19 protein-coding genes are annotated in these 19,692 nt (G+C 57.3%); 14 read left to right on the plus strand and 5 right to left on the minus strand.

The window, feature by feature from the left end:
- Positions 1-11 precede the first annotated feature (11 nt).
- From ACQQCD_RS02835 to ACQQCD_RS02855, 5 genes are read left to right on the plus strand one after another with little or no spacing between them, the layout of a single operon-like run.
- Positions 12-572 (plus strand): hypothetical protein, encoded by a 561-nt coding sequence (locus ACQQCD_RS02835; RefSeq protein ID WP_430266884.1) that lies wholly within the window; start codon positions 12-14, stop codon positions 570-572.
- 10 nt (positions 573-582) lie between these two features.
- Positions 583-1,404: an exodeoxyribonuclease III gene (locus ACQQCD_RS02840; protein WP_430266885.1), complete on the plus strand. Its 822-nt coding sequence runs from the start codon at positions 583-585 to the stop codon at positions 1,402-1,404.
- 21 nt (positions 1,405-1,425) lie between these two features.
- On the plus strand, positions 1,426-2,493 hold the full coding sequence (gene trpS, locus ACQQCD_RS02845; protein WP_430266886.1) for a tryptophan--tRNA ligase: 1,068 nt from the start codon (positions 1,426-1,428) through the stop codon (positions 2,491-2,493).
- 3 nt (positions 2,494-2,496) lie between these two features.
- Complete coding sequence (locus tag ACQQCD_RS02850) at positions 2,497-3,174, plus strand: 2'-5' RNA ligase family protein (RefSeq protein ID WP_430266887.1); 678 nt, start codon at positions 2,497-2,499, stop codon at positions 3,172-3,174.
- Positions 3,137-4,420 (plus strand): YihY/virulence factor BrkB family protein, encoded by a 1,284-nt coding sequence (locus ACQQCD_RS02855; RefSeq protein ID WP_430266888.1) that lies wholly within the window; start codon positions 3,137-3,139, stop codon positions 4,418-4,420. The genes ACQQCD_RS02850 and ACQQCD_RS02855 overlap by 38 nt, the downstream gene beginning before the upstream one ends.
- Before the next feature lie 96 nt (positions 4,421-4,516).
- On the opposite strand, the gene ACQQCD_RS02860 is transcribed toward ACQQCD_RS02855, so the two are convergent.
- The 5 genes from ACQQCD_RS02860 to sdhC all read right to left on the minus strand — a co-directional run bounded on the left by ACQQCD_RS02860 (position 4,517) and on the right by sdhC (position 8,935).
- The gene (locus tag ACQQCD_RS02860; RefSeq protein ID WP_430266889.1) at positions 4,517-5,293 is read right to left on the minus strand and encodes an alpha/beta hydrolase family protein; all 777 of its coding nucleotides are present in this window, start codon (positions 5,291-5,293) and stop codon (positions 4,517-4,519) included.
- A gap of 130 nt (positions 5,294-5,423) precedes the next feature.
- Positions 5,424-6,206, minus strand: coding sequence for a succinate dehydrogenase iron-sulfur subunit (locus ACQQCD_RS02865; protein WP_430266890.1), 783 nt, complete (start codon positions 6,204-6,206; stop codon positions 5,424-5,426).
- Positions 6,206-8,005, minus strand: a complete 1,800-nt coding sequence (gene sdhA, locus ACQQCD_RS02870) for a succinate dehydrogenase flavoprotein subunit (RefSeq protein WP_430266891.1) — start codon at positions 8,003-8,005, stop codon at positions 6,206-6,208. The genes ACQQCD_RS02865 and sdhA overlap by 1 nt, the downstream gene beginning before the upstream one ends.
- Before the next feature lie 57 nt (positions 8,006-8,062).
- A complete protein-coding gene (locus ACQQCD_RS02875) occupies positions 8,063-8,551 on the minus strand; it encodes a succinate dehydrogenase hydrophobic membrane anchor subunit (RefSeq protein ID WP_430266892.1) in 489 nt (162 codons plus the stop codon).
- A 3-nt stretch (positions 8,552-8,554) separates the two neighbouring features.
- The gene (sdhC, locus tag ACQQCD_RS02880) at positions 8,555-8,935 is read right to left on the minus strand and encodes a succinate dehydrogenase, cytochrome b556 subunit (RefSeq protein ID WP_430266893.1); all 381 of its coding nucleotides are present in this window, start codon (positions 8,933-8,935) and stop codon (positions 8,555-8,557) included.
- A gap of 278 nt (positions 8,936-9,213) precedes the next feature.
- Here sdhC and ACQQCD_RS02885 point away from each other — a divergent pair, with 278 nt between their 5' ends.
- The 9 genes from ACQQCD_RS02885 to ACQQCD_RS02925 all read left to right on the plus strand — a co-directional run bounded on the left by ACQQCD_RS02885 (position 9,214) and on the right by ACQQCD_RS02925 (position 19,640).
- Positions 9,214-10,347: a mannose-1-phosphate guanylyltransferase gene (locus tag ACQQCD_RS02885; protein ID WP_430266894.1), complete on the plus strand. Its 1,134-nt coding sequence runs from the start codon at positions 9,214-9,216 to the stop codon at positions 10,345-10,347.
- A gap of 77 nt (positions 10,348-10,424) precedes the next feature.
- Entirely contained in the window at positions 10,425-11,624 is a 1,200-nt protein-coding gene (locus tag ACQQCD_RS02890; protein WP_430266895.1) for an amidohydrolase, read from the plus strand.
- Positions 11,625-11,744: 120 nt separating this feature from the next.
- Entirely contained in the window at positions 11,745-12,284 is a 540-nt protein-coding gene (locus ACQQCD_RS02895) for a MarR family winged helix-turn-helix transcriptional regulator (protein WP_430266896.1), read from the plus strand.
- A 70-nt stretch (positions 12,285-12,354) separates the two neighbouring features.
- Positions 12,355-12,786 (plus strand): organic hydroperoxide resistance protein, encoded by a 432-nt coding sequence (locus ACQQCD_RS02900; protein ID WP_430266897.1) that lies wholly within the window; start codon positions 12,355-12,357, stop codon positions 12,784-12,786.
- Positions 12,783-13,814 carry an NADP-dependent oxidoreductase gene (locus ACQQCD_RS02905; RefSeq protein WP_430266898.1) on the plus strand — a complete coding sequence of 344 codons (1,032 nt, stop codon included), beginning with the start codon at positions 12,783-12,785 and terminating at the stop codon, positions 13,812-13,814. Before ACQQCD_RS02900 ends, ACQQCD_RS02905 begins: the two co-directional genes overlap by 4 nt.
- Before the next feature lie 271 nt (positions 13,815-14,085).
- On the plus strand, positions 14,086-15,195 hold the full coding sequence (locus ACQQCD_RS02910) for a BMP family lipoprotein (protein ID WP_430266899.1): 1,110 nt from the start codon (positions 14,086-14,088) through the stop codon (positions 15,193-15,195).
- A 194-nt stretch (positions 15,196-15,389) separates the two neighbouring features.
- Positions 15,390-16,937 carry an ABC transporter ATP-binding protein gene (locus tag ACQQCD_RS02915; RefSeq protein WP_430266900.1) on the plus strand — a complete coding sequence of 516 codons (1,548 nt, stop codon included), beginning with the start codon at positions 15,390-15,392 and terminating at the stop codon, positions 16,935-16,937.
- Entirely contained in the window at positions 16,930-18,339 is a 1,410-nt protein-coding gene (locus ACQQCD_RS02920) for an ABC transporter permease (protein ID WP_430266901.1), read from the plus strand. Before ACQQCD_RS02915 ends, ACQQCD_RS02920 begins: the two co-directional genes overlap by 8 nt.
- A complete protein-coding gene (locus ACQQCD_RS02925) occupies positions 18,336-19,640 on the plus strand; it encodes an ABC transporter permease (RefSeq protein WP_430266902.1) in 1,305 nt (434 codons plus the stop codon). Before ACQQCD_RS02920 ends, ACQQCD_RS02925 begins: the two co-directional genes overlap by 4 nt.
- The last annotated feature ends 52 nt before the right edge of the window (positions 19,641-19,692 follow it).

Here is a 19,692-nt window from a genome sequence, read left to right on the forward strand (position 1 = left end):
ACAATGGATATATGCAATCTCTAGGCAACGATTCTTCAGCTTCAAGTACCGGCCGTTTTGGTGCCGCGCGCGCCGCCTCGTTCCGCATTGGCGGGCTAGGTATGAGCGTTGTGGTCTTGGCCTTCTTAGTGGCCGTGATCTTCGCAGCCAACCAGAACGACGTCGTCGGTTGGGTTGTTGCTGTGATCGCTTTTGGCTGGTTGGCGCTCGCCGCTTTTGTGGTCTGGAGTATCCGTAAGGCAACGCAGCGAGCTTCGGCCAAGATCGGCGAAGCCAGGAATGCCTTTAACTCGGCCACCGGCCGCGCCCCAGCGAACGACGGCGGCACTCGCCTAGTTGCTGAGCGCTCCGCGGGCGACGAAGTGCGGGACCTTAAACTTGACCACTCCTTCAAGATTGTTCAGGTTCAGTTGCGAGTGGTCCAAGGGGAAATGGCCAAGGGTGCCGCGGCTAACCAAGACACTGTTCGCCGGGCCTTGGAAACTATTGAAATCACCTCGAGCAACGCCCGGGACATGATCAAAGAATCAGGCGCAGGTCAGGAGCCGGTGACCGGGGAAGTGATCGACTAAAGTGGAAAGCGTGGACTTGGCTCAGCAAAAGGACTTCCTACGGATCGCAACCGTAAACGTCAACGGCATTCGCGCCGCCTACCGCAAAGGTATGGCCGAATGGTTGGCGGGCCGTGACGTAGACATTCTGACCCTTCAAGAAGTGCGGGCACCTGACGCCATTGTTCACGAGCTGATCGGCGAAGGCTGGCACATTCTCCATGCTGAGGCCGCTGCAAAGGGCCGTGCCGGTGTTGCTATCGCCTCCCGGATGAAGCCCACAGACACTCGTATTGGTATTGGCGAAGACTACTTTGCCACGTCCGGCCGTTGGGTGGAAGCTGACTTTCAGCTCCCCAATGGCAAGTCACTCACGGTGGTGAGCGCCTACGTGCACTCCGGTGAAGTGGGTACACCCAAACAAGATGACAAGTTCCGTTTTATGGATGTGATGACTACTCGTCTGCCGCAACTTGCCGCCCAGTCTGACCATGCCGTGGTTACTGGAGACCTCAACGTTGGTCACACCGAACTTGATATCAAGAACTGGAAGGGCAACGTAAAACGTGCCGGTTTCTTGCCGGAAGAGCGGGCGTATTTTGACCGCTTTTTTGGTGAGGAAATTGGTTGGAAGGATGTTCACAGGGGCCTGGCGGGCAATGTCCCCGGCCCCTACACTTGGTGGTCTCAGCGCGGTCAAGCCTTCGACAATGACGCAGGCTGGCGCATCGACTACCACATGGCCACTCCTGAGTTCGCGGCTGCTGCCATCACCGCGGTTGTGGACCGGGCGCCGTCGTGGGACACCCGTTTTTCTGACCACGCACCGCTGGTAGTGGACTACCAGCTCTAGCCCCAAAGGTTTTTTCTTCTGATGAGTACTATTTCTACGCCCGAAGCAAACGGAACTCGCAAGCGCATCCTCTCCGGTGCAAAGCCCACGGCTGACTCACTTCACCTAGGCAACTACTTGGGCGCGGTGAAGAACTGGGTAGATATGCAGGCCGATTACGAGGCGGTCATTTTTATCCCGGATCTTCACGCGGTCACCGTTGATTTTGATCCGGCTGAGCTGGCCAAGCGAACCCGCACCGTGGCAGCGCAGTACATTGCGGCTGGTATTGACCCGGAACAGAGTATGTTTTTTGTTCAGTCTCATGTGCCAGAGCATGCAGAACTGGCATGGGCGCTGAACTGCATCACCGGGTTTGGCGAAGCTTCACGGATGACCCAGTTCAAGGACAAGAGCGCCAAGCAAGGCGCTGACGCCGCTACTCTGGGGTTGTTTGCCTACCCCACGTTGATGGCAGCTGACATTTTGTTGTATCAGGCGGACTTGGTTCCCGTCGGTGAGGATCAGCGTCAACACTTGGAGCTCACTCGCACCTTGGCTCAGCGTTTCAACACCCGCTTTGGAGAGACATTTACGGTCCCAGAGGCCGCCATTTTGAAAGCTTCCGCCAAGGTTTACGATCTTCAAAATCCCAGCGCCAAGATGTCTAAGACCGGTGAATCGCCCAACGGAGTAATTCAACTGCTTGACGATCCCAAAATTACCGCCAAGCGCATCAAGTCGGCGGTAACGGATGCTGGAACAGAGATTCGTTTTGACCAGGAAAACAAGCCTGGCGTCTCCAACTTGCTCACCATCTATTCGGCCATTTCGGGCAAAACCATCAGCGAGCTGGAAGCCGAATACGCTGACAAAATGTACGGCCACCTCAAGGTGGACTTGGCCGAGCAGCTGGTTGAATTCATCACTCCACTACGTAATCGCACAGCTGAGTTAATGGCCGATCCTGCCGAGCTGGATCGTTTGCTGGCCCAGGGGGCTTACAAAGCCCGTGAGGTTGCATCTGCCACGCTGGACCGCGTTTATGACCGGATGGGATTCCTCAAGCCGGCACGTATTAACCTGCCTGTGCAGTTGGGTAACGCTTAGGCCATGAGCAACATCATCAAGCGGAAGGAGGCCGACGCCGGGACGCACAGTTCCGGGGTTAGCCTCCCGCTTGGTGCCCAGAGCGGGGGAGAAGAAACACCTCCTGGTGACCTCTCACCGCAAGCGGCGGCCGAGATTGTCCCCGACGGCATTTGTGTGGGAATCATTCTGGGATTTCCGGAACGTATTGCCCGTGAGCTGCAACTGTGGCGTGCTTCCTTTGGGGACCCCATGGCTTCGATTGTTCCAGCACACATCACCTTGGTGACCACCACCCCAGCGCGGGATTGGGAAACGACTCTCAGCCACGCGCGCAAAGTGGCAAAGACTACTCAGCCTTTCCGGCTGAGTATTCACGGAACAGGCTCTTTCCGTCCGCTCTCTCCGGTGGTTTACATCAGGGTGGTAGACGGGTTTGAGGAATGCGTTCAATTGCACTCGAAGCTGCAAAGCGGGCCTCTTGCCCGTGACCTCGTTTTTCCCTATCACCCCCATGTGACTGTGGCGCATGACGTTGCAGAAGCTAGTCTCGATGATGCAGAGAATGCCTTAGAGAATTACCATGCAGAGTTCCCAGTGACTAGCATGGGCGTCTACGAGCATGACAGCAATGGAATCTGGCAGCTACGGGAAGAAATGAACTTTGGCACCGACAACGAGACCAGCACCGAGGATAGCTAGCGAAGCAGCAGTTCGACGTCAGGCACGACGCCGGGCTGAAATGGGTCAGGACCCGCCACTACCTACCGAGCGCTCTGAGCTCAAACTTCTTGTCAGCCGCAAGCGCGTTGTGTGGGGAGAGACCCGCCGCAACGGTGGTGGGCTGATTCAGCGAGTTCTGGCCTTTGTCCAATGGCTGATGGCCAAGCTCAACGCCTTTCGGCCTATGCGCGTATGGCAGCACTACAACCTTCAGCACGGGCCGCTGTTGTCAGCCGGTATTGGCTACAACATGTTCTTTTCCATCACCGGCTTGTTGACCACAGGGTTCTCCATTGCGGGACTGGTGTTGGCCCAGCAGCCGGAACTGCTGAACTCTGTGGTCAAGTCAGTGGCCTCTAGCGCCCCAGGTTTGCTCAAGGTGGATGGTTCGGATGGCTTGGTGAATCCCCAAGACTTGATGAACCCCTCTGGGCTGGGATGGACAGCTGTGATTGCCGCAGTCATCACACTCTTTACGTCTCTGGGCTGGATCGCCAGTTTGCGTGACGGGCTGCGCGGCGTGAATATGCTCCGGCCCCTCCAACTCAATCCCGTGGTGATGAAACTCAAGGACGCCGGAACACTCGTGCTCTTGGGTGTGGTTTTGGTGTTGAGTGCAGGTGTCTCACTGGTCTTTGGGACCGCCGCCGGTTGGGTAATGGGTTTCCTACACTTGGATCCAGCCATCGCTCAACCCATCACATGGCTAGTGCGCATTGCCGTGCCTCTTTTGCTGGCATGGGCGACGGCGGCAATTATGTTCCGTCTGGCAGGCTCACTACCGCTGGACCGCCGTGCGTTCCTAGAAGGAACAGCTATTGCAGCGGTAGGGACTACCATCCTGCAAATTTTCAGCACTCAATTGTTGGCCCAAGCAGGCAAAAACCCGCTTCTTGCCTCGTTTGCGATTGTTATTGGGTTGATGATCTGGTTCAATCTGGTCTCCCAGGTGTACTTGCTGTCTGCCTCGTGGGCGGCTATCCGCAACAATGACGCCCAAGCGCAACGAGAATTGAGCGAGAAAAACTCGGCAGTAGCCGGCTCGCGGCCCGTTCAGGCGTTGCGGCTCAACCATCACTTGGAGCATCAAAAGGCTCTCAGTGGCGCTCCTGCGGCCCGGGAGTCCCGTATTACGCAACGCCCAGCGGCTCTGCCACAGCCGGAGCATCGCGACCGGTGGACGTGGACTGAGTTTTTCGGCACGCTAGGGAAGCGCAAGAAGTAGCACCTAGCGAAGTAGCACCTACCGAAGTAGCACTCAGCGTCGATGGTAGGGCCACAAAGAAGTTCGGCCTATGGAGAAACTAGGCCTTTGGAGAAGCTAGGGCTGCGGAGCAGCATCCAAGTACTGTTCGGCCCAAGCGGAGATAATCCGCGCGGCCCGCGCTGCTTGTCCCTTACCGGTGAGCAAGTGATCGCTGCCTTCGAGGGAAATGAAGTTCCGCGGGTGGCGTGCCGTCCTGAAAATGGTGCTCGCGTTCTCAATGCCCACGGTGTTGTCAGTGGGGGAGTGCATCACCAATAGTGGTTTGTGCAAGCTGCGGATGCAGTCAGTGAGGTCCGCGTTGGCGAGGTCTTCAACGAAATGCCTGCGGATTTCAACCCGCTTCCCGCCCAGATCAACCTCGGCGCTACCATCGCGCAGGATGGCGTCTAAAGCCGAGTCAAAAACGTGCTCCACATGTTTGGGTGAGAACGGGGCACCAACTGTTGCTACGGCGTCGAGCCCTGGTATTTGCCGCGCGGCGGCAAGGACTGCAGCGCCACCAAAGGAGTGGCCCACCAGCAAGGACACCGCCTTGCCGAGGCTAGCCATGTACTCTGCGGCTTTTACGGTGTCAGCGACTTTGTGGGTAAAGGATCCTTCAGACCAGTCCCCGGAAGAGCCTCCCAAACCAATGTTGTCGAAGCGGAGCATTCCCACACCTTGCGCCGCGAGTTCCTTGCAGATGCGGGCGGCTGCGGGGCTGTCCTTGCCTAGCGTAAAGCCGTGGGAGAAAACGCCCCAACCGCGTACATGTCCCTCCGGCGCATCAATAATTCCGGCGAGCTGCTGGCCCGAGGAACCTTCGAAGGTGACCTTTTGGGACTTAATCATGGGGATTTTCCTCGTGGGGTATGTGAACTCTGCAAAAAGAATTGAAGCGGACAAGCAGATGGGTAGCGGATCGGCTGAAGATTTATCAGCACGCTCCGCTACCCATCGGATAAGGCGTTAGAACAAAAACCTAGATCTTGCGGCTCAGAATTGCCTGCTTGACCTCAGATATTGCCTGGGTGATCTGGATGCCGCGAGGGCACGCCTCTGAACAGTTGAAGGTGGTGCGGCAACGCCACACACCTTCTTTGTCATTGAGGATTTCCAAACGCATGTCGCCTGCGTCATCACGGGAATCGAAGATGAAGCGGTGGGCGTTCACAATCGCTGCCGGGCCAAAGTACTGTCCGTCGGTCCAGAAGACCGGGCAAGATGACGTGCACGCAGCGCAAAGAATGCACTTGGTGGTGTCATCAAAGCGCTCACGGTCTTCAGCAGACTGAAGACGTTCCTTGGTTGGCTCGTGACCCTTGTTGATCAAGAACGGCATCACTTCGCGGAAGGACTGGAAGAACGGTTCCATGTCCACAATCAAGTCCTTCTCCACCGGCAGGCCTTTGATGGGCTCAACGGTGATGGGCTTGGAGGTATCCAAGTCTTTCAGAAGGGTTTTGCACGCAAGGCGGTTCCGGCCATTGATGCGCATGGCGTCAGAACCACACACACCGTGGGCGCACGAGCGGCGGAAGGAAACAGAACCATCAATTTCCCACTTGACCTTGTGCAAGGCATCCAGCACACGGTCGGTGCCGTACATGGTCAGCTCATAGTCATCCCAATGCGACTCTTCCGAGACCTCAGGGTTGTAGCGGCGAACACGCAAGGTGATGTTGAAGGTGGGGATTTCTCCGCCGCCCCCAACACCAGCCGGCAGCTCAATTTTGGAAGCTGGCTCTGCAAGTTCAGTAGTCATTAGTACTTACGCTCCATCGGCTCGTAACGGGTAAAGATAACCGGCTTGGTGTCCAAACGGATACCAGCAACGGACTCGGCGGAGGATTCGGTGGTGACTGCCGAGTCTTTGTAAGCCATGGAGTGCTTCATGAACTTTTCGTCGTTGCGCTCCGGGAAGTCTTCGCGGAAGTGGCCACCACGGGACTCTTCGCGGTGAAGCGCGGCAACTGTCATCACTTTGGCCAGTTCAAGCAAGAAGCCCAGCTCTACGGCTTCCAGCAGGTCCAAGTTAAAGCGCTTGCCCTTGTCTTGGACCGAAATGCGCTGGTAGCGCTCTTCGAAGGATTCGATGTCCTTGAGGACCTGGTTCAAAGTGTCTGCCGTGCGGAACACCTGCATGTTGGCATCCATGGTCTCCTGCAAATCCTTACGGATTGCAGCAACCCGCTCGCCTCCATCTGAGGTGCGAACGTGATCCAACAAGTCAATCGTGTACTTCTCAGGGTCCTCCGGCAACTCAACGTACTCAGCGGTCTTTGCGTATTCGGCGGCGGCAATACCGGCGCGCTTACCAAAAACGTTGATGTCCAGCAGAGAGTTGGTGCCCAAACGGTTGGAACCGTGAACGGAAACGCAGGCCACTTCACCGGCTGCGTAAAGGCCCGGGATAACAGTGTTGTTGTCCTGAAGAACCTCGGCAGAAATGTTAGTGGGGATACCACCCATGGCGTAGTGAGCCGTCGGGAATACCGGAACCGGCTCCGTGTACGGCTCTACACCCAGGTAGGTGCGCGCAAACTCGGTGATGTCCGGGAGCTTGGCATCGATGTGAGCCGGCTCCAAGTGGGTGAGGTCCAAGAGGACGTAATCCTTGTTAGGACCACAGCCGCGGCCTTCACGAACTTCGTTAGCCATCGACCGGGCCACGATGTCACGTGGCGCCAAGTCCTTGATAGTGGGGGCGTAACGCTCCATAAAGCGCTCACCTTCGGAGTTACGCAAAATTGCGCCCTCGCCACGTGCGGCCTCAGAAAGCAAAATACCCAAACCTGCAAGACCTGTCGGGTGGAACTGGAAGAACTCCATATCCTCCAGCGGAATACCTCGACGGAATGCGATACCCATACCGTCACCGGTGAGAGTGTGTGCGTTGGAGGTGGTCTTAAAGACCTTGCCAGCGCCACCGGAAGCGAACACTACCGACTTGGCCTGGAACACGTGCAGTTCACCGGACGCGAGATCATAAGAGACCACACCGGCAACGCGCTTCTGCTTGTACGGCGTTCCGTCCTCGCGAACAGCATCCTCGTCAACGGTGAGCAGGTCCAGAACGTAGTACTCGTTGTAGAACTCAACGTTGTGCTTAACGCAGTTTTGGTACAAGGTCTGCAAAATCATGTGGCCCGTACGGTCCGCTGCGTAGCATGCGCGGCGAACTGGCGCCTTACCGTGGTCACGAGTGTGACCGCCGAAGCGGCGCTGGTCAATACGGCCTTCGGGCGTGCGGTTGAACGGCAAACCCATTTTTTCCAGGTCCAGCACGGCGTCGATGGCTTCTTTAGCCATGACTTCGGCTGCGTCCTGATCTACCAGGTAGTCGCCACCTTTGACGGTGTCAAAGGTGTGCCATTCCCAGTTGTCTTCTTCGACGTTGGCCAATGCTGCACACATACCACCCTGAGCTGCACCAGTGTGCGAGCGGGTGGGGTAGAGCTTGGTCAGTACCGCTGTGCGCGCGCGCTGGCCGGATTCGATCGCGGCGCGCATTCCAGCGCCACCGGCGCCGACGATGACGACGTCGTACTTATGGACCTGCATACCAGATGCTCTTTCTCTCAACTTTCACAAAAAATCATGGTTGGCTTGCTGCCGTTGCTACGGGGCTGGGCAGAAGTCCGGTGCGCCTTGCATCAACTGACCATTGAGTACGGGGCAGGGATCAAAGGTGAAGATCACCAGCGTGCCCAGAATGATGATGATTGCTGCTGCAGCAAACACGATGGTCTTGAGCCAGATGCGTGTTGCATCCTTCTCGGCGTAGTCATTGATGATGGTGCGCACACCGTTAGTGCCGTGAAGCATGGCGAGCCAGAGCATGGCCAAGTCCCAGAACTGCCAGAACGGGTCAGCCCACTTGCCGGCCACAAAACCGAAGTTGATGGCGTGAATGCCTTCGCCCACCATTAGGTTGACAAAGAGGTGGCCAAAAATGAGAACCACTAGGAGTACGCCGGAGAGCCGCATAAACAGCCATGCGAACATCTCGAAGTTTCCCTTGGAACCTACACCTCGGCGGTACTGGGGTGCGATGCGTCCACCAGCGGTGCTGGCAGAGCGTGGTGCCTGAATGTTTGTGGTGCTCATGGCTTAGTGTCCTCCGAACGCGATGGAGAGGTGGCGGATAGCAAAGGCCGCAAGGACTACTACCCACAGGATGAGAACAGCCCACAGCATTTGACGCTGGTACTTGGGGCCCTTCTTCCAGAAGTCAACGGCGATGATGCGCAAACCGTTGAAGGCGTGGAAAACGATTGCTGCCACTAGACCGGTTTCACCGATGGCCATCAAGGGGTTCTGGTACGTACCAATAACGGCGGTGTACGTCTCTGGTGACACCCGAACAAGTGAGGTGTCCAACACGTGAACCAACAAAAAGAAAAAGATCACTACACCGGTAATACGGTGTCCTACCCAAGACCACATGCCCTCACGGCCGCGGTACAAGGTGCCAGCTGGTTTCGTCGGCACTGAATAAACCTCCCTGCGACACAGCGGCGCTGGCATGGGATCCACGCGGGGGAACGCCTGCTGCGAGAGCACTCGTAGCTCAACCTAAATCTAGGCTTCGCTCACAGCTTATTCAATTTAAGCGGTCCTTGGTGACCATGAGTGAGACGAAGAGCACAAGAAGTTTGAGTGTTACCCATCACTAGGCGCGGCCTCTGGCGGAACGGACGTGAACTTGTGACCATATTTAGCCTCATTTTGACAGCGATTTGGCTAATAGGTCAGTTACAGTAATGCCGATGAGTACAGACCAGTCTTCCCCTATGCCTTCGGCCCTAGACCGCTTTTTTGCGGTAATCCCAGCCGGCGGTGTTGGCACGCGCTTGTGGCCGCTATCACGTGCAGCCGCACCGAAGTTTTTGCATGACCTGACTGGATCAGGCAGCACTCTCATCCGCGCCACTTACGATCGCCTTGAACCACTCGCTGGCAAAAAAGTGTTGGTAGTGACCGGAGAGGCGCACCGCAAGGCTGTTTGTGCGCAGTTGCCGGAGCTCCAGGACTCCAACTTGGTTCTAGAGAGTGAACCCAAAGATTCAGCCGCAGCCATTGGCTTGGCAGCAGCGATCCTGCACCGCCGCGATCCCGAAACCATCATGGGATCTTTTGCAGCCGATCAAGTCATTAGCCCGGTGGCGACTTTTCAAGCTGCGGTTCGTGAGGCTATCTTCACTGCAGCTGCTGGCAAGATCGTAACCATCGGGATTAAACCCACTCACCCTTCCACCGGCTTTGGTTACATTCGCGCCGGTGAATCGCTCGACGTCGAAGGCGCGCCAAGCGCTCAAGCGGTAGTTGAGTTTGTGGAAAAGCCGAGCGAAGACGTTGCCCGTCAGTACCTCAAGCAGGGCGACTACGTGTGGAACGCGGGAATGTTTGTTGCCCCTGTTGCCCTGATGCTCAAACACCTAGAAGCTAACCAGCCAGAGCTCTATGCAGGGCTGCAGGAAATTGCCGCGGCCTGGGACACCCCGGAGCGCGACGCCGTCAAAAAGCGTGTCTGGCCCACACTGCCCAAAATTGCGATCGACTATGCGGTTGCCGAACCGGCAGCTGCCGCGGGCGACGTTGCAGTTGTACCCGGAACCTTTGGTTGGGATGATGTTGGAGACTTCGCCGCCATTGGTCGTCTCAACAGCGCGCGCGAAGTGGACGACGTAACTGTTCTGGGCGAAGGCGCTCGTGTGTTCACCGAAGATGCCAGCGGTGTGGTGGTCTCTGACACCAAGCGTGTGATTGCACTGATTGGCATCAAGGACGTGGTTATTGTTGACACCCCGGACGCGCTACTGGTGACTACCAAAGAGCACGCCCAGCAAGTCAAGAGTGCTGTTGATTCGCTCAAGGCCAGCGGCGACACGGACGTTTTGTAAGCGCGTTATTCGGACGACTTTCCGTCATCCAACGTCAGCTATAACGAATATTCCTCCGTCATGGCTAGAGTAATCAGGTGCTCAATTACTCTGCTGTACACGACTCCACCCCTTTGACTGGGCCATGGCTTGAGCCGCTCTTGCCTGAACTTATTGAGTTCCGGCGAGACCTGCACGCCAACCCCGAGCTCTCCTTCAAGGAGTACCGCACCACCGACAAATTGGTGGAGCGTCTTGAGGCTGCCGGGTTGAAGCCGAAGCGCCTGGAAGGTACAGGTGTTGTAGTCGATGTGGGTGCTGGGCCCATTGCCACCGGCTTGCGCGGGGATATTGATGCCTTGCCGATTATCGAAGAGACTGGCTTGGAGTTTGCCTCCAAAAATCATGGGGTAACGCACGCCTGTGGTCACGACGTTCACACCACCACCATGTTGGGGGTGGCTCTGGTTCTGAACGCGATGCACCAGAACGAACCCTTGGGCGCCACCGTGCGGATTATTTTCCAGCCCGCTGAGGAAACCATGCCGGGCGGTGCGCTGAGCTGCATTGAACAGGGCGTTCTTGACGGCGTTCCGCGCATTATGGCGCTGCACTGTGATCCGCGGATTAACGTGGGCCAAATTGGAACCCGCATTGGCTCAATCACCTCAGCCTCGGACACCATCAAAATTTCCCTGACCGGCCGCGGTGGCCACACGTCCCGCCCGCACTTGACCGAAGATTTGGTCTTCGCCTTGGCGGAGATCGCCGTGAACGTTCCGGCTGTACTTTCACGCCGGGTGGACGTCCGCAGCGGCGTCTCAGTGGTGTGGGGTCAGATTTCAGCGGGTTCAGCACCCAATGCCATCCCCGGAACTGGCTACATGGCTGGCACCATGCGCTGCCTAGACCGCGACGCATGGCATGATGCCGGCGAGTTGCTGGATGAGGTTGTCCAGCAGGTGGCCGCCCCGTACGGTGTGGACGTTCATTTGGAGCACACCCGCGGGGTACCTCCGGTGGTCAACTCTGAACATGAAACTGCGTTGATAGAAGCTGCGGCCCGTGCAGAGCTAGGCGATAACGCAGTTGTATTGACCCCCCAGTCCATGGGCGGGGAGGACTTCGCATGGTTCTTGGCCGAACTGCCAGGATCCATGATGCGTCTGGGCACCAGGACACCGGACGGTGAAGAATACGATCTTCACCGTGGTGACTACATTGTGGATGAGCGAGCATTGGCTTGTGGCATCAAGGTCCTCGCTGCCGCCGCGTTGCGCTCCGCCCGCGAAAACTAGCCGAAACTAGCCGAAAACTAGAGCGAATCTAGGGCTAGGCCTTCCTTGACGGCATCAGCTTCGGGGAGGACTTTGCACTCATTGGTTGTGCACAATTCAATTGTGCACTATGTTTATTTCATGTCCTCAACGAACTCACCAAGCAATGGTGAATCAAGCGCCACGGTGGATCCTGCAATTGAAAACGCGGCAACAAACTCTGCCGCGCCTACAGTTGCCGCACCGCGATTGCGCTCGCAATTGTGCTTTGAGCTCTACTCGGCCTCCAAAGCATCTACTGCTGTTTACCGCCCAATGTTGGAAAAACTTGATCTGAGTTACCCGCAGTACTTGGTGATGATGGTGCTCTGGGAAAAGTCCCCGTTGACAGTCCGAGAAATTGGCGACGAGTTGGGACTAGATTCCGGAACACTTTCACCGCTGCTCAAGCGTCTCGAAGCTGCCGGACGCGTGGAGAGAATCCGTGACGCTGAGGACGAGCGCCGCGTTCAGATCCACTTGACTGACGCTGGCCGTGCGCTGAGCACTCAAGCCTGCTCAGTGCCCGCGAGCCTTTTTGCCGCTGCCGGGCTCAGTGAAGCCGAAGTGCAGCAATTGCACTCCACCCTCGTCAAACTCAATACCTCGCTACAAGCCTCGCTCTCGGCTACTGCGTCCTAACAATGCTTGGCACTAGCCAATAGCGCCCCCAAACCTGAATCCGCAATCTCTAAGGAACAAAGGAATCATTATGAAAACTCTCTATACCGCGCAAGCACTCGCTTCAGGCGACGGCCGCAACGGCACGTCCCGCACCTCTGACGGCAAACTTGAGGTGACACTTGCAACCCCCGTGGAACTCGGTGGCAATGGTGCTGGCACCAACCCTGAGCAGCTTTTCGCTGCAGGCTACGCAGCCTGCTTCCACTCGGCATTGCGTTTGGTCGGCCGCAAAATGCGCCTGGACGTCAGCGGTTCCCAGATCAACGCGAAGGTGCACCTCGGCACTTTGGAAGACCGCGAAGGCTACGGCCTGGCTGTTGACATGCAGGTTTCCCTGCCGGCGCTAGAGGACGAGGTAGCCCGCGATCTGGTAGAGCGCGCGCACCAGATCTGCCCGTACTCCAACGCCACCCGTGGCAATATCACTGTCAATCTTGAACTCATGGAGGCGGTAGCTTGAGCACCACCACCCAAGAACTTCCCACCACAGGTCGCGAAATCCAGCTGGCCTCACGCCCGCACGGCGAGCCCGTCCCCGAGAACTTCCGCCTTGCAGAGGCTGCCCTCCCGGCCCTCGAAGACGGCCAGATCTTGGTCCGTAACCAGTTCATCTCCGTTGACCCCTACATGCGCGGCCGGATGAATGACGTCAAGTCCTACTCTGCACCTTTCGAGCTGGACAAAGCGCTCGACGGCGGTGCAACAGGTGAGGTTATTGCCTCCCGTAGCGCTGAACGCAAGGTGGGCGACGTCGTCGTACATTCGCAGGGCTGGCGTGAATACGGTGTGGTTAGCGCAGCGGAAACCACTCTGGCGCGCACTGACTTGGCACCCGCCTCGGCGTTCCTTGGCGCACTGGGTATGACCGGTCTGACCGCTTACTCAGGACTTCTTAAGGTGGCTGGCTTCAAAAAGGGCGACGCCGTATTCGTCTCCGGCGCCGCCGGTGCAGTGGGTTCCATGGTTGGCCAGATTGCCAAAGCCATGGGTGCTTCACGCGTTATTGGTAGCGCTGGCTCGGCTGAAAAGGTAGCCAAGCTGCTGGAACTCGGCTTCGACGCTGCGTTCAACTACCACGACGGACCGGTAGCGGAACTCTTGCAAGAAGCTGCCGGCGACGGCGGTGTTGATGTTTACTTCGACAACGTTGGTGGCTCTCACCTCGAAGCAGCCATCTCCGTGATGAACCTGCGCGGACGCGTCGCTATGTGCGGTGCTATTGAGCAGTACAACTCCACCGAACCGCCCAAGGCCCCGCGGAACTTGGCACTCGCCATCGGCAAGCGCCTACGCCTCGAAGGCTTCTTGGTGGGGGACCAGCGCGAGCACGCCGCCGAATTCGCGGGCCGCATGGGGCCCTGGCTGGCTGACGGCACCATCCACTATGACGAGACAATCGTGGACGGACTAGAGAATGCACCCCAGGCCTTTATGGATCTGCTCAACGGTGCCAACACCGGCAAGATGCTTGTCAAGATCAGCGACTAGCTCAGCAGTTCTCCCACGCGAAAGCGTAGTGATGGCCCCGGCATCTGCTGGGGCCATCACGGTTTAAGTAACAACTTCTCAACGATCTTCAGAATTCACTCGCGAGGTGTTATCAGAACGTGTTCCATGCCACTAAAGTTGCCTTACATCATGCGCGTTGTGGCGCGCGGTTGCGATTTGTTCAGTGATAACAGAGTTTCAATGCAGGGCATCGGAAACGGACACTCATTGGCTCCCTAAGTCGTAGCTATCCCTTTTTCCTGGAGGAACATTGAAGAACTCTTTGCGCTCGACGCTTATGCGCCGTTCCCTGGCCTCGGTAGCCACCGTTGGTGCTGCCGCCCTGATGCTCAGCGGCTGTGGCGCTGCCCCGGAAGCTGGCAGCAGCAGCTCCGCTGGTGCAAGCAACTTCACGGGTTGCATCGTCTCTGACTCCGGTGGATTTGACGACCAGTCATTCAACCAGTCTTCCTACGAGGGCTTGAAGAAGGCTGAGAAGGATCTGGGAATTAAGGTCAACCAAGTTGAGTCCAAGTCCAACAACGACTACGAGCCCAACCTGCGCGCCATGGTTTCCGCCGGCTGCAACTTGACGGTCACTGTTGGCTTCCTTCTTGGTGACGCCACCAAGGCTCAGGCAACTGCCAACCCGGACAAGCACTTCGCGATCATCGACTTCACTTACGACAAGCCGATCGCTAACGTAAAGCCGATCATTTACGACACAGCACAGGCAGCATTCTTGGCTGGTTACAGCGCAGCTGCAGCTACCAAGACCGGTGTTGTTGGGACCTTCGGTGGAATGAAGATCCCCACTGTCACCATCTTTATGGATGGCTTCGCTGACGGCGTGAAGTACTACAACGAGAAGAAGAGCAAGGACGTCAAGGTTGTTGGCTGGGACAAGGCCAAGCAGGACGGTTCCTTCACCGGTGACTTCGAAAAGCAGGACAAGGGTAAGCAGATCACCCAGACCCTCCTTGATCAGAAGGCCGACATCATCATGCCTGTGGCTGGCCCGGTTGGTAAGGGTGCAGGCGCTGCGTTGAAGGAAGCCAAGGCTGCTGGCAAGGACGTCAAGCTCGTATGGGTTGACTCTGACGGCTACTTGACTGCTCCTGACTACAAGGACCTGATGCTCACCTCCGTGATGAAGCAGATGGGCCAGGCTGTTGAAACAGTGGTTAAGGACGACAAGGACGGTAAGTTCACCGCTGACCCGTACGTTGGCACCCTGGCTAACGATGGCGTCCAGTTGGCTCCGTTCCACGACTTCGAGTCCTCTGTTCCGGCAGACCTCAAGTCTGAGCTGGACCAGATCAAGAAGGACATTGTTGACGGCACGCTGAAGGTTGAGTCTGCAGCAAGCCCCAAGCAGTAAAGTTAGTTCGCAGAAACGCCGCCGCCCGGCCGGTCTTCACTGGCCGGGCGGCGGCGCTTTTGTTGTTTGAGACGGTCAGAGGCGAGAATCCAGCGGCATACGTGCCACGGTGAAGATCTTGACACTAGGCTGGTGCAGGAACCGAACATCTCGGCCCGGGAGAATCCTCGGGCGCAAGCAGATTGGTCAGAGTTTTGAAACTTGAGCTCAAAGGCATTACCAAGCGATTTGGCTCCTTGGTGGCCAACGATCACATTGACGTGGTGGTTGAGTCCGGACAAATTCATTGCCTCCTTGGCGAAAATGGTGCCGGTAAATCCACCCTTATGAATGTCCTTTACGGACTGTATGAGCCCAGCGAGGGACAAATCCTTGTTGACGACGAACCGGTGACCTTCCGCGGCCCCGGCGACGCCATGGCCGCAGGAATTGGTATGGTCCACCAGCACTTTATGTTGGTGCCCGTATTCACCGTGGCAGAGAACGTTGCACTCGGTGCCGAAGCGACGCGCGCGGGTGGATTCCTCAACCTAGATGCCACCCGGAAAAAGATCACTGAGATCTCAGACCGCTACGGCTTCGACGTGGACCCCGATGCCTTGGTTGAAGACCTCCCCGTGGGTGTACAGCAGCGCGTAGAAATCATCAAGGCACTAGTCCGCAACGCCAAGGTCCTGATCTTGGATGAGCCCACCGCAGTGCTCACCCCTCAAGAAACCGATGAGCTTCTGGACATCATGCGCCAGCTGAAGGCAAACGGCACCTCGATCGTCTTTATCTCCCACAAGCTGCGCGAGGTCAAAGCCGTCTCAGACGTTATAACAGTGATCCGCCGCGGCAAGGTGGTTGGCACGGCGGACCCTTCAGCCTCCACCACTGAACTCGCTTCGCTGATGGTGGGCCGTGCCGTGAACCTGACCTTAGACAAGGCGCCTGCTCAGCCTAAAGAAACCACGTTTAAGGTCAAGGACCTAGTGGTCGTTGCACCTAACGGGCAGCGCGTTGTTGACGGGGTGAGCTTTGATATTGCCCAAGGCGAGATTCTCGCCGTCGCGGGTGTTCAAGGTAACGGTCAGACTGAACTGACCGAAGCGGTCTTGGGAATTCAAGAGCGCGCCACCGGCTCCGTCACCTTAGACGGTAAAGAACTGTTGGGCCGTCCGGTCAAAGAAGTATTGCGCGCAGGTGTGGGCTTTGTCCCGGAAGACCGCAAAGTGGATGGGCTAGTGGGTCCGTTCTCGGTGGCCGAAAACCTGGTTCTGGACCTCTATGACCGTGAACCTTTCGCTAAAGGTATTGGTATGAGCCCGGCAAAGGTGTTGGAAAACGCCAAGGCTAAGATCGATGAATTTGATATTCGCACCCCCTCAGCTGGTGCTGCAGCCGGAACGCTTTCCGGTGGAAACCAGCAAAAAGTAGTGATGGCGCGTGAGCTTTCCCGCCCGCTGCGATTGTTCATTGCCTCACAACCCACACGCGGTGTGGACGTAGGGTCGATCGAATTTTTGCACCGTCGTATTGTGGCTGAACGCGACGTAGGAACTCCGGTCATGATCGTCTCCACCGAGCTTGATGAAGTAGTTGAGCTGGCAGACCGGATTGCAGTTTTGTACAAGGGCAAGCTAGTAGGCATTGTTCCCGCTGGCACCGGCCGCGACGTGCTGGGCCTGATGATGGCTGGTCTTACGGCCGAGGAAGCGGAAAAGTCCGCCACAGATGTTGAAGGAGGCGCACATGTCTAAGGATTCGCAGCCACAAGCCGCGCAACCGCATGAGCCCCAAGCTGCAGTAACTGACAGTGCAGTAACTGACAGTGCAGTAACTGACACTGCAGCTAGCGAGACAGCGGCCGCAGCCTCTCTGGACACCGCTGGCGGCAAAATGGAGCCCTCGATTATTCCGGTAAGCGCCCAATCCGGTGATCTTCCTGGTGGTCCCGACTCGGTGCTGAGAAAAATCTTCACCGGCGGAGGAATGGTTTCCGTCCTCGCTGTTTTCTTGGCACTGGTCCTCGGTGGTCTGTTGATCGCGAGCACGGACAAAACCGTGACACAGACAGCAACGTACCTCTTCGCCCGCCCAGGAGACTTCCTCTCCGCTGTGTGGAAAGCCGCAACGCAGTCCTATGTTGCGCTGTTCCAGGGCTCTGTCTTTAACCCCCGTGGTGCAGGCTTCGCAGGCCAATTTGGCCCGCTGATGGAAACCCTCACCATCGCCACTCCGCTGATCACCGCTGGTTTGGGTGTGGCCTTGGCGTTCCGTGCCGGCCTGTTCAACATTGGTGGCCAAGGACAGATCATTATGTCCGGCATAGTTGCCGCTTGGGTTGGCTTCGCTCTTCACTTGCCCGTGGGATTGCACTTGCTCTTGGTTCTTGTAGCCGGTGTCATCGCCGGTGCCCTGTGGGGCGGACTGGTCGGTTTCCTCAAGGCCCGCACTGGTGCCCACGAAGTGATCCTGACGATTATGTTCAACTACGTGGCGCTGTTCTTCTTGCGCTGGCTGCTAACCACCCCGGCGTTCCAACGTCCGGGGGAGACCAACCCGATTTCTCCGATCCTGGATTCTTCTGCCCTGTACCCGCAGATCTTGGGCAGCCAATTCCGGTTGCACTTGGGATTTGTGCTGGCTGTGGCCGCTACCGTTTTTGTGTGGTGGCTGCTGAACCGCTCCACCATTGGCTTTGAGTTCCGGGCCATTGGGGCAAACCCCAAAGCGGCCCAAACTGCAGGTATCAAGGTCCCCGGCGCCACGGTGCTGGTGATGGCCATTGCCGGTGCGCTCTCCGGTATGGCCGGTGTGGCTCAGGTTGCTGGTACTGAGAAAGTGCTCACGGACGGTGTTGCAGCTAGCTACGGTTTTGATGCCATCACCGTTGCTTTGCTGGGCCGCTCTACCCCGTGGGGAACGTTCTTCGCCGGTCTCCTATTTGGTGCCTTCCGTGCCGGAGCTGTTCAAATGCAGATCCAAACGGGAACGCCTATTGACATTGTTTTGGTGGTCCAGTCACTCATTGTGCTGTTCATCGCCGCCCCGCCGCTGGTCCGCGCCGTATTTGGCCTGAACCCACGCAAACCCAAAGCCCCTAAAAAGGCCAAAAAGTCCGCAACTACCGCAACCGCCAGCACCGGAGGTGCAGCATGAGCGCCACAACCGTAGCGCCCACCCAGAAGCCCGAGCACGGTAAGCGCGCGGCTGTGAACCTCAAACCCGTGGCCTGGAAAACACCGGTGATCCTCAGCGCCCTTGCACTGATTGCTCTGGTTTTCTTTGGCATCTTTGGCCCCAGTGAGTCAGCGGTTTTTGGCATCGCTGCCGATTCTGACTTTATTCAGTTGGCTCCACTGAGTGTTCCCGGCAAACCTGGCCTCCTGACTATGGCCCTTTTGATGGTGGTGTTGGCCGTATGGTCGGTACTACTGAAGCGTCAACACCGCGAGACACCCTTCTGGGCCATTGCAGTATTCAGTGTCCTCTTTGTGTTTTCCGCGTTGGTGGCAATGGTTGCCGGTGCCGAGCAGCACCAAATTTCCTTGGCGGGCCTGCTGGCCGGTTCGGTGACCTTGGCCGTGCCGCTGGTTTTCGGCTCCCTTTCGGGTGTGCTGTGTGAACGTGTTGGTGTAGTCAACATTGCCATCGAAGGTCAGCTTCTGGGTGGTGCCTTCACCGCAGCAATTGTTGGTTCGGTGACCAAAAACCCTTTTATGGGTTTGATTGCAGCTGCCGCAGCCGGCGCCCTTGTATCCATGGTTTTGGCACTATTCAGCATCAAATATGTGGTCAACCAGATCATTGTTGGTGTGGTTCTGAACGTGCTGGTCTCCGGCATCACCGGCTTCCTGTTCTCCACTGTGATGCAGGCCAACCCAGACCTTTTCAACCACCCCGGTCGCTTGCCCATCATTGACATTCCCGTCTTGTCCAGCATCCCGTTGATCGGTCCTATCCTGTTCAAACAGTCGGTGATCGGTTACTTGATGTACATCGCCGTGATTGCAGTGTGGATCGGCCTGTTCAAAACCAAGTGGGGATTGCGCGTGCGTGCCGTGGGTGAGCACCCGCAAGCAGCCGACACCATGGGTATCAAGGTCAACGTCACCCGTTTCTGGAACGTCACCCTCGGCGGTGCGATCGCCGGTATTGGTGGCGCCTACTTCACACTCGTTTCGATTGACTCCTTCACCAAGGAGATCTCTGGTGGCCGTGGCTTTATTGCCTTGGCAGCACTGATCTTTGGCCGTTGGAACCCGATCGGTGCGTTCTTCGCGGCGTTGCTCTTCGGCTTCGCTGACAACCTACAGTCCATCGTGACCATCATCGGTACCCCGGTGCCCAGCCAATTTATGGCCATGCTGCCCTACCTAGTCACGGTCCTTGCGGTTGCTGGACTGGTGGGCCGTTCGCGGCCACCGGCCGCTAGCGGCATACCGTACGTCAAAGGTTGAGTAGCGTGAGCCAGCACGACGGCGGCACTCAACTTCCGGCGTCGGACGCCTT

Source organism: Pseudarthrobacter sp. J1763, assembly GCF_050490295.1.
Lineage (GTDB): Bacteria > Actinomycetota > Actinomycetes > Actinomycetales > Micrococcaceae > JBNPEO01.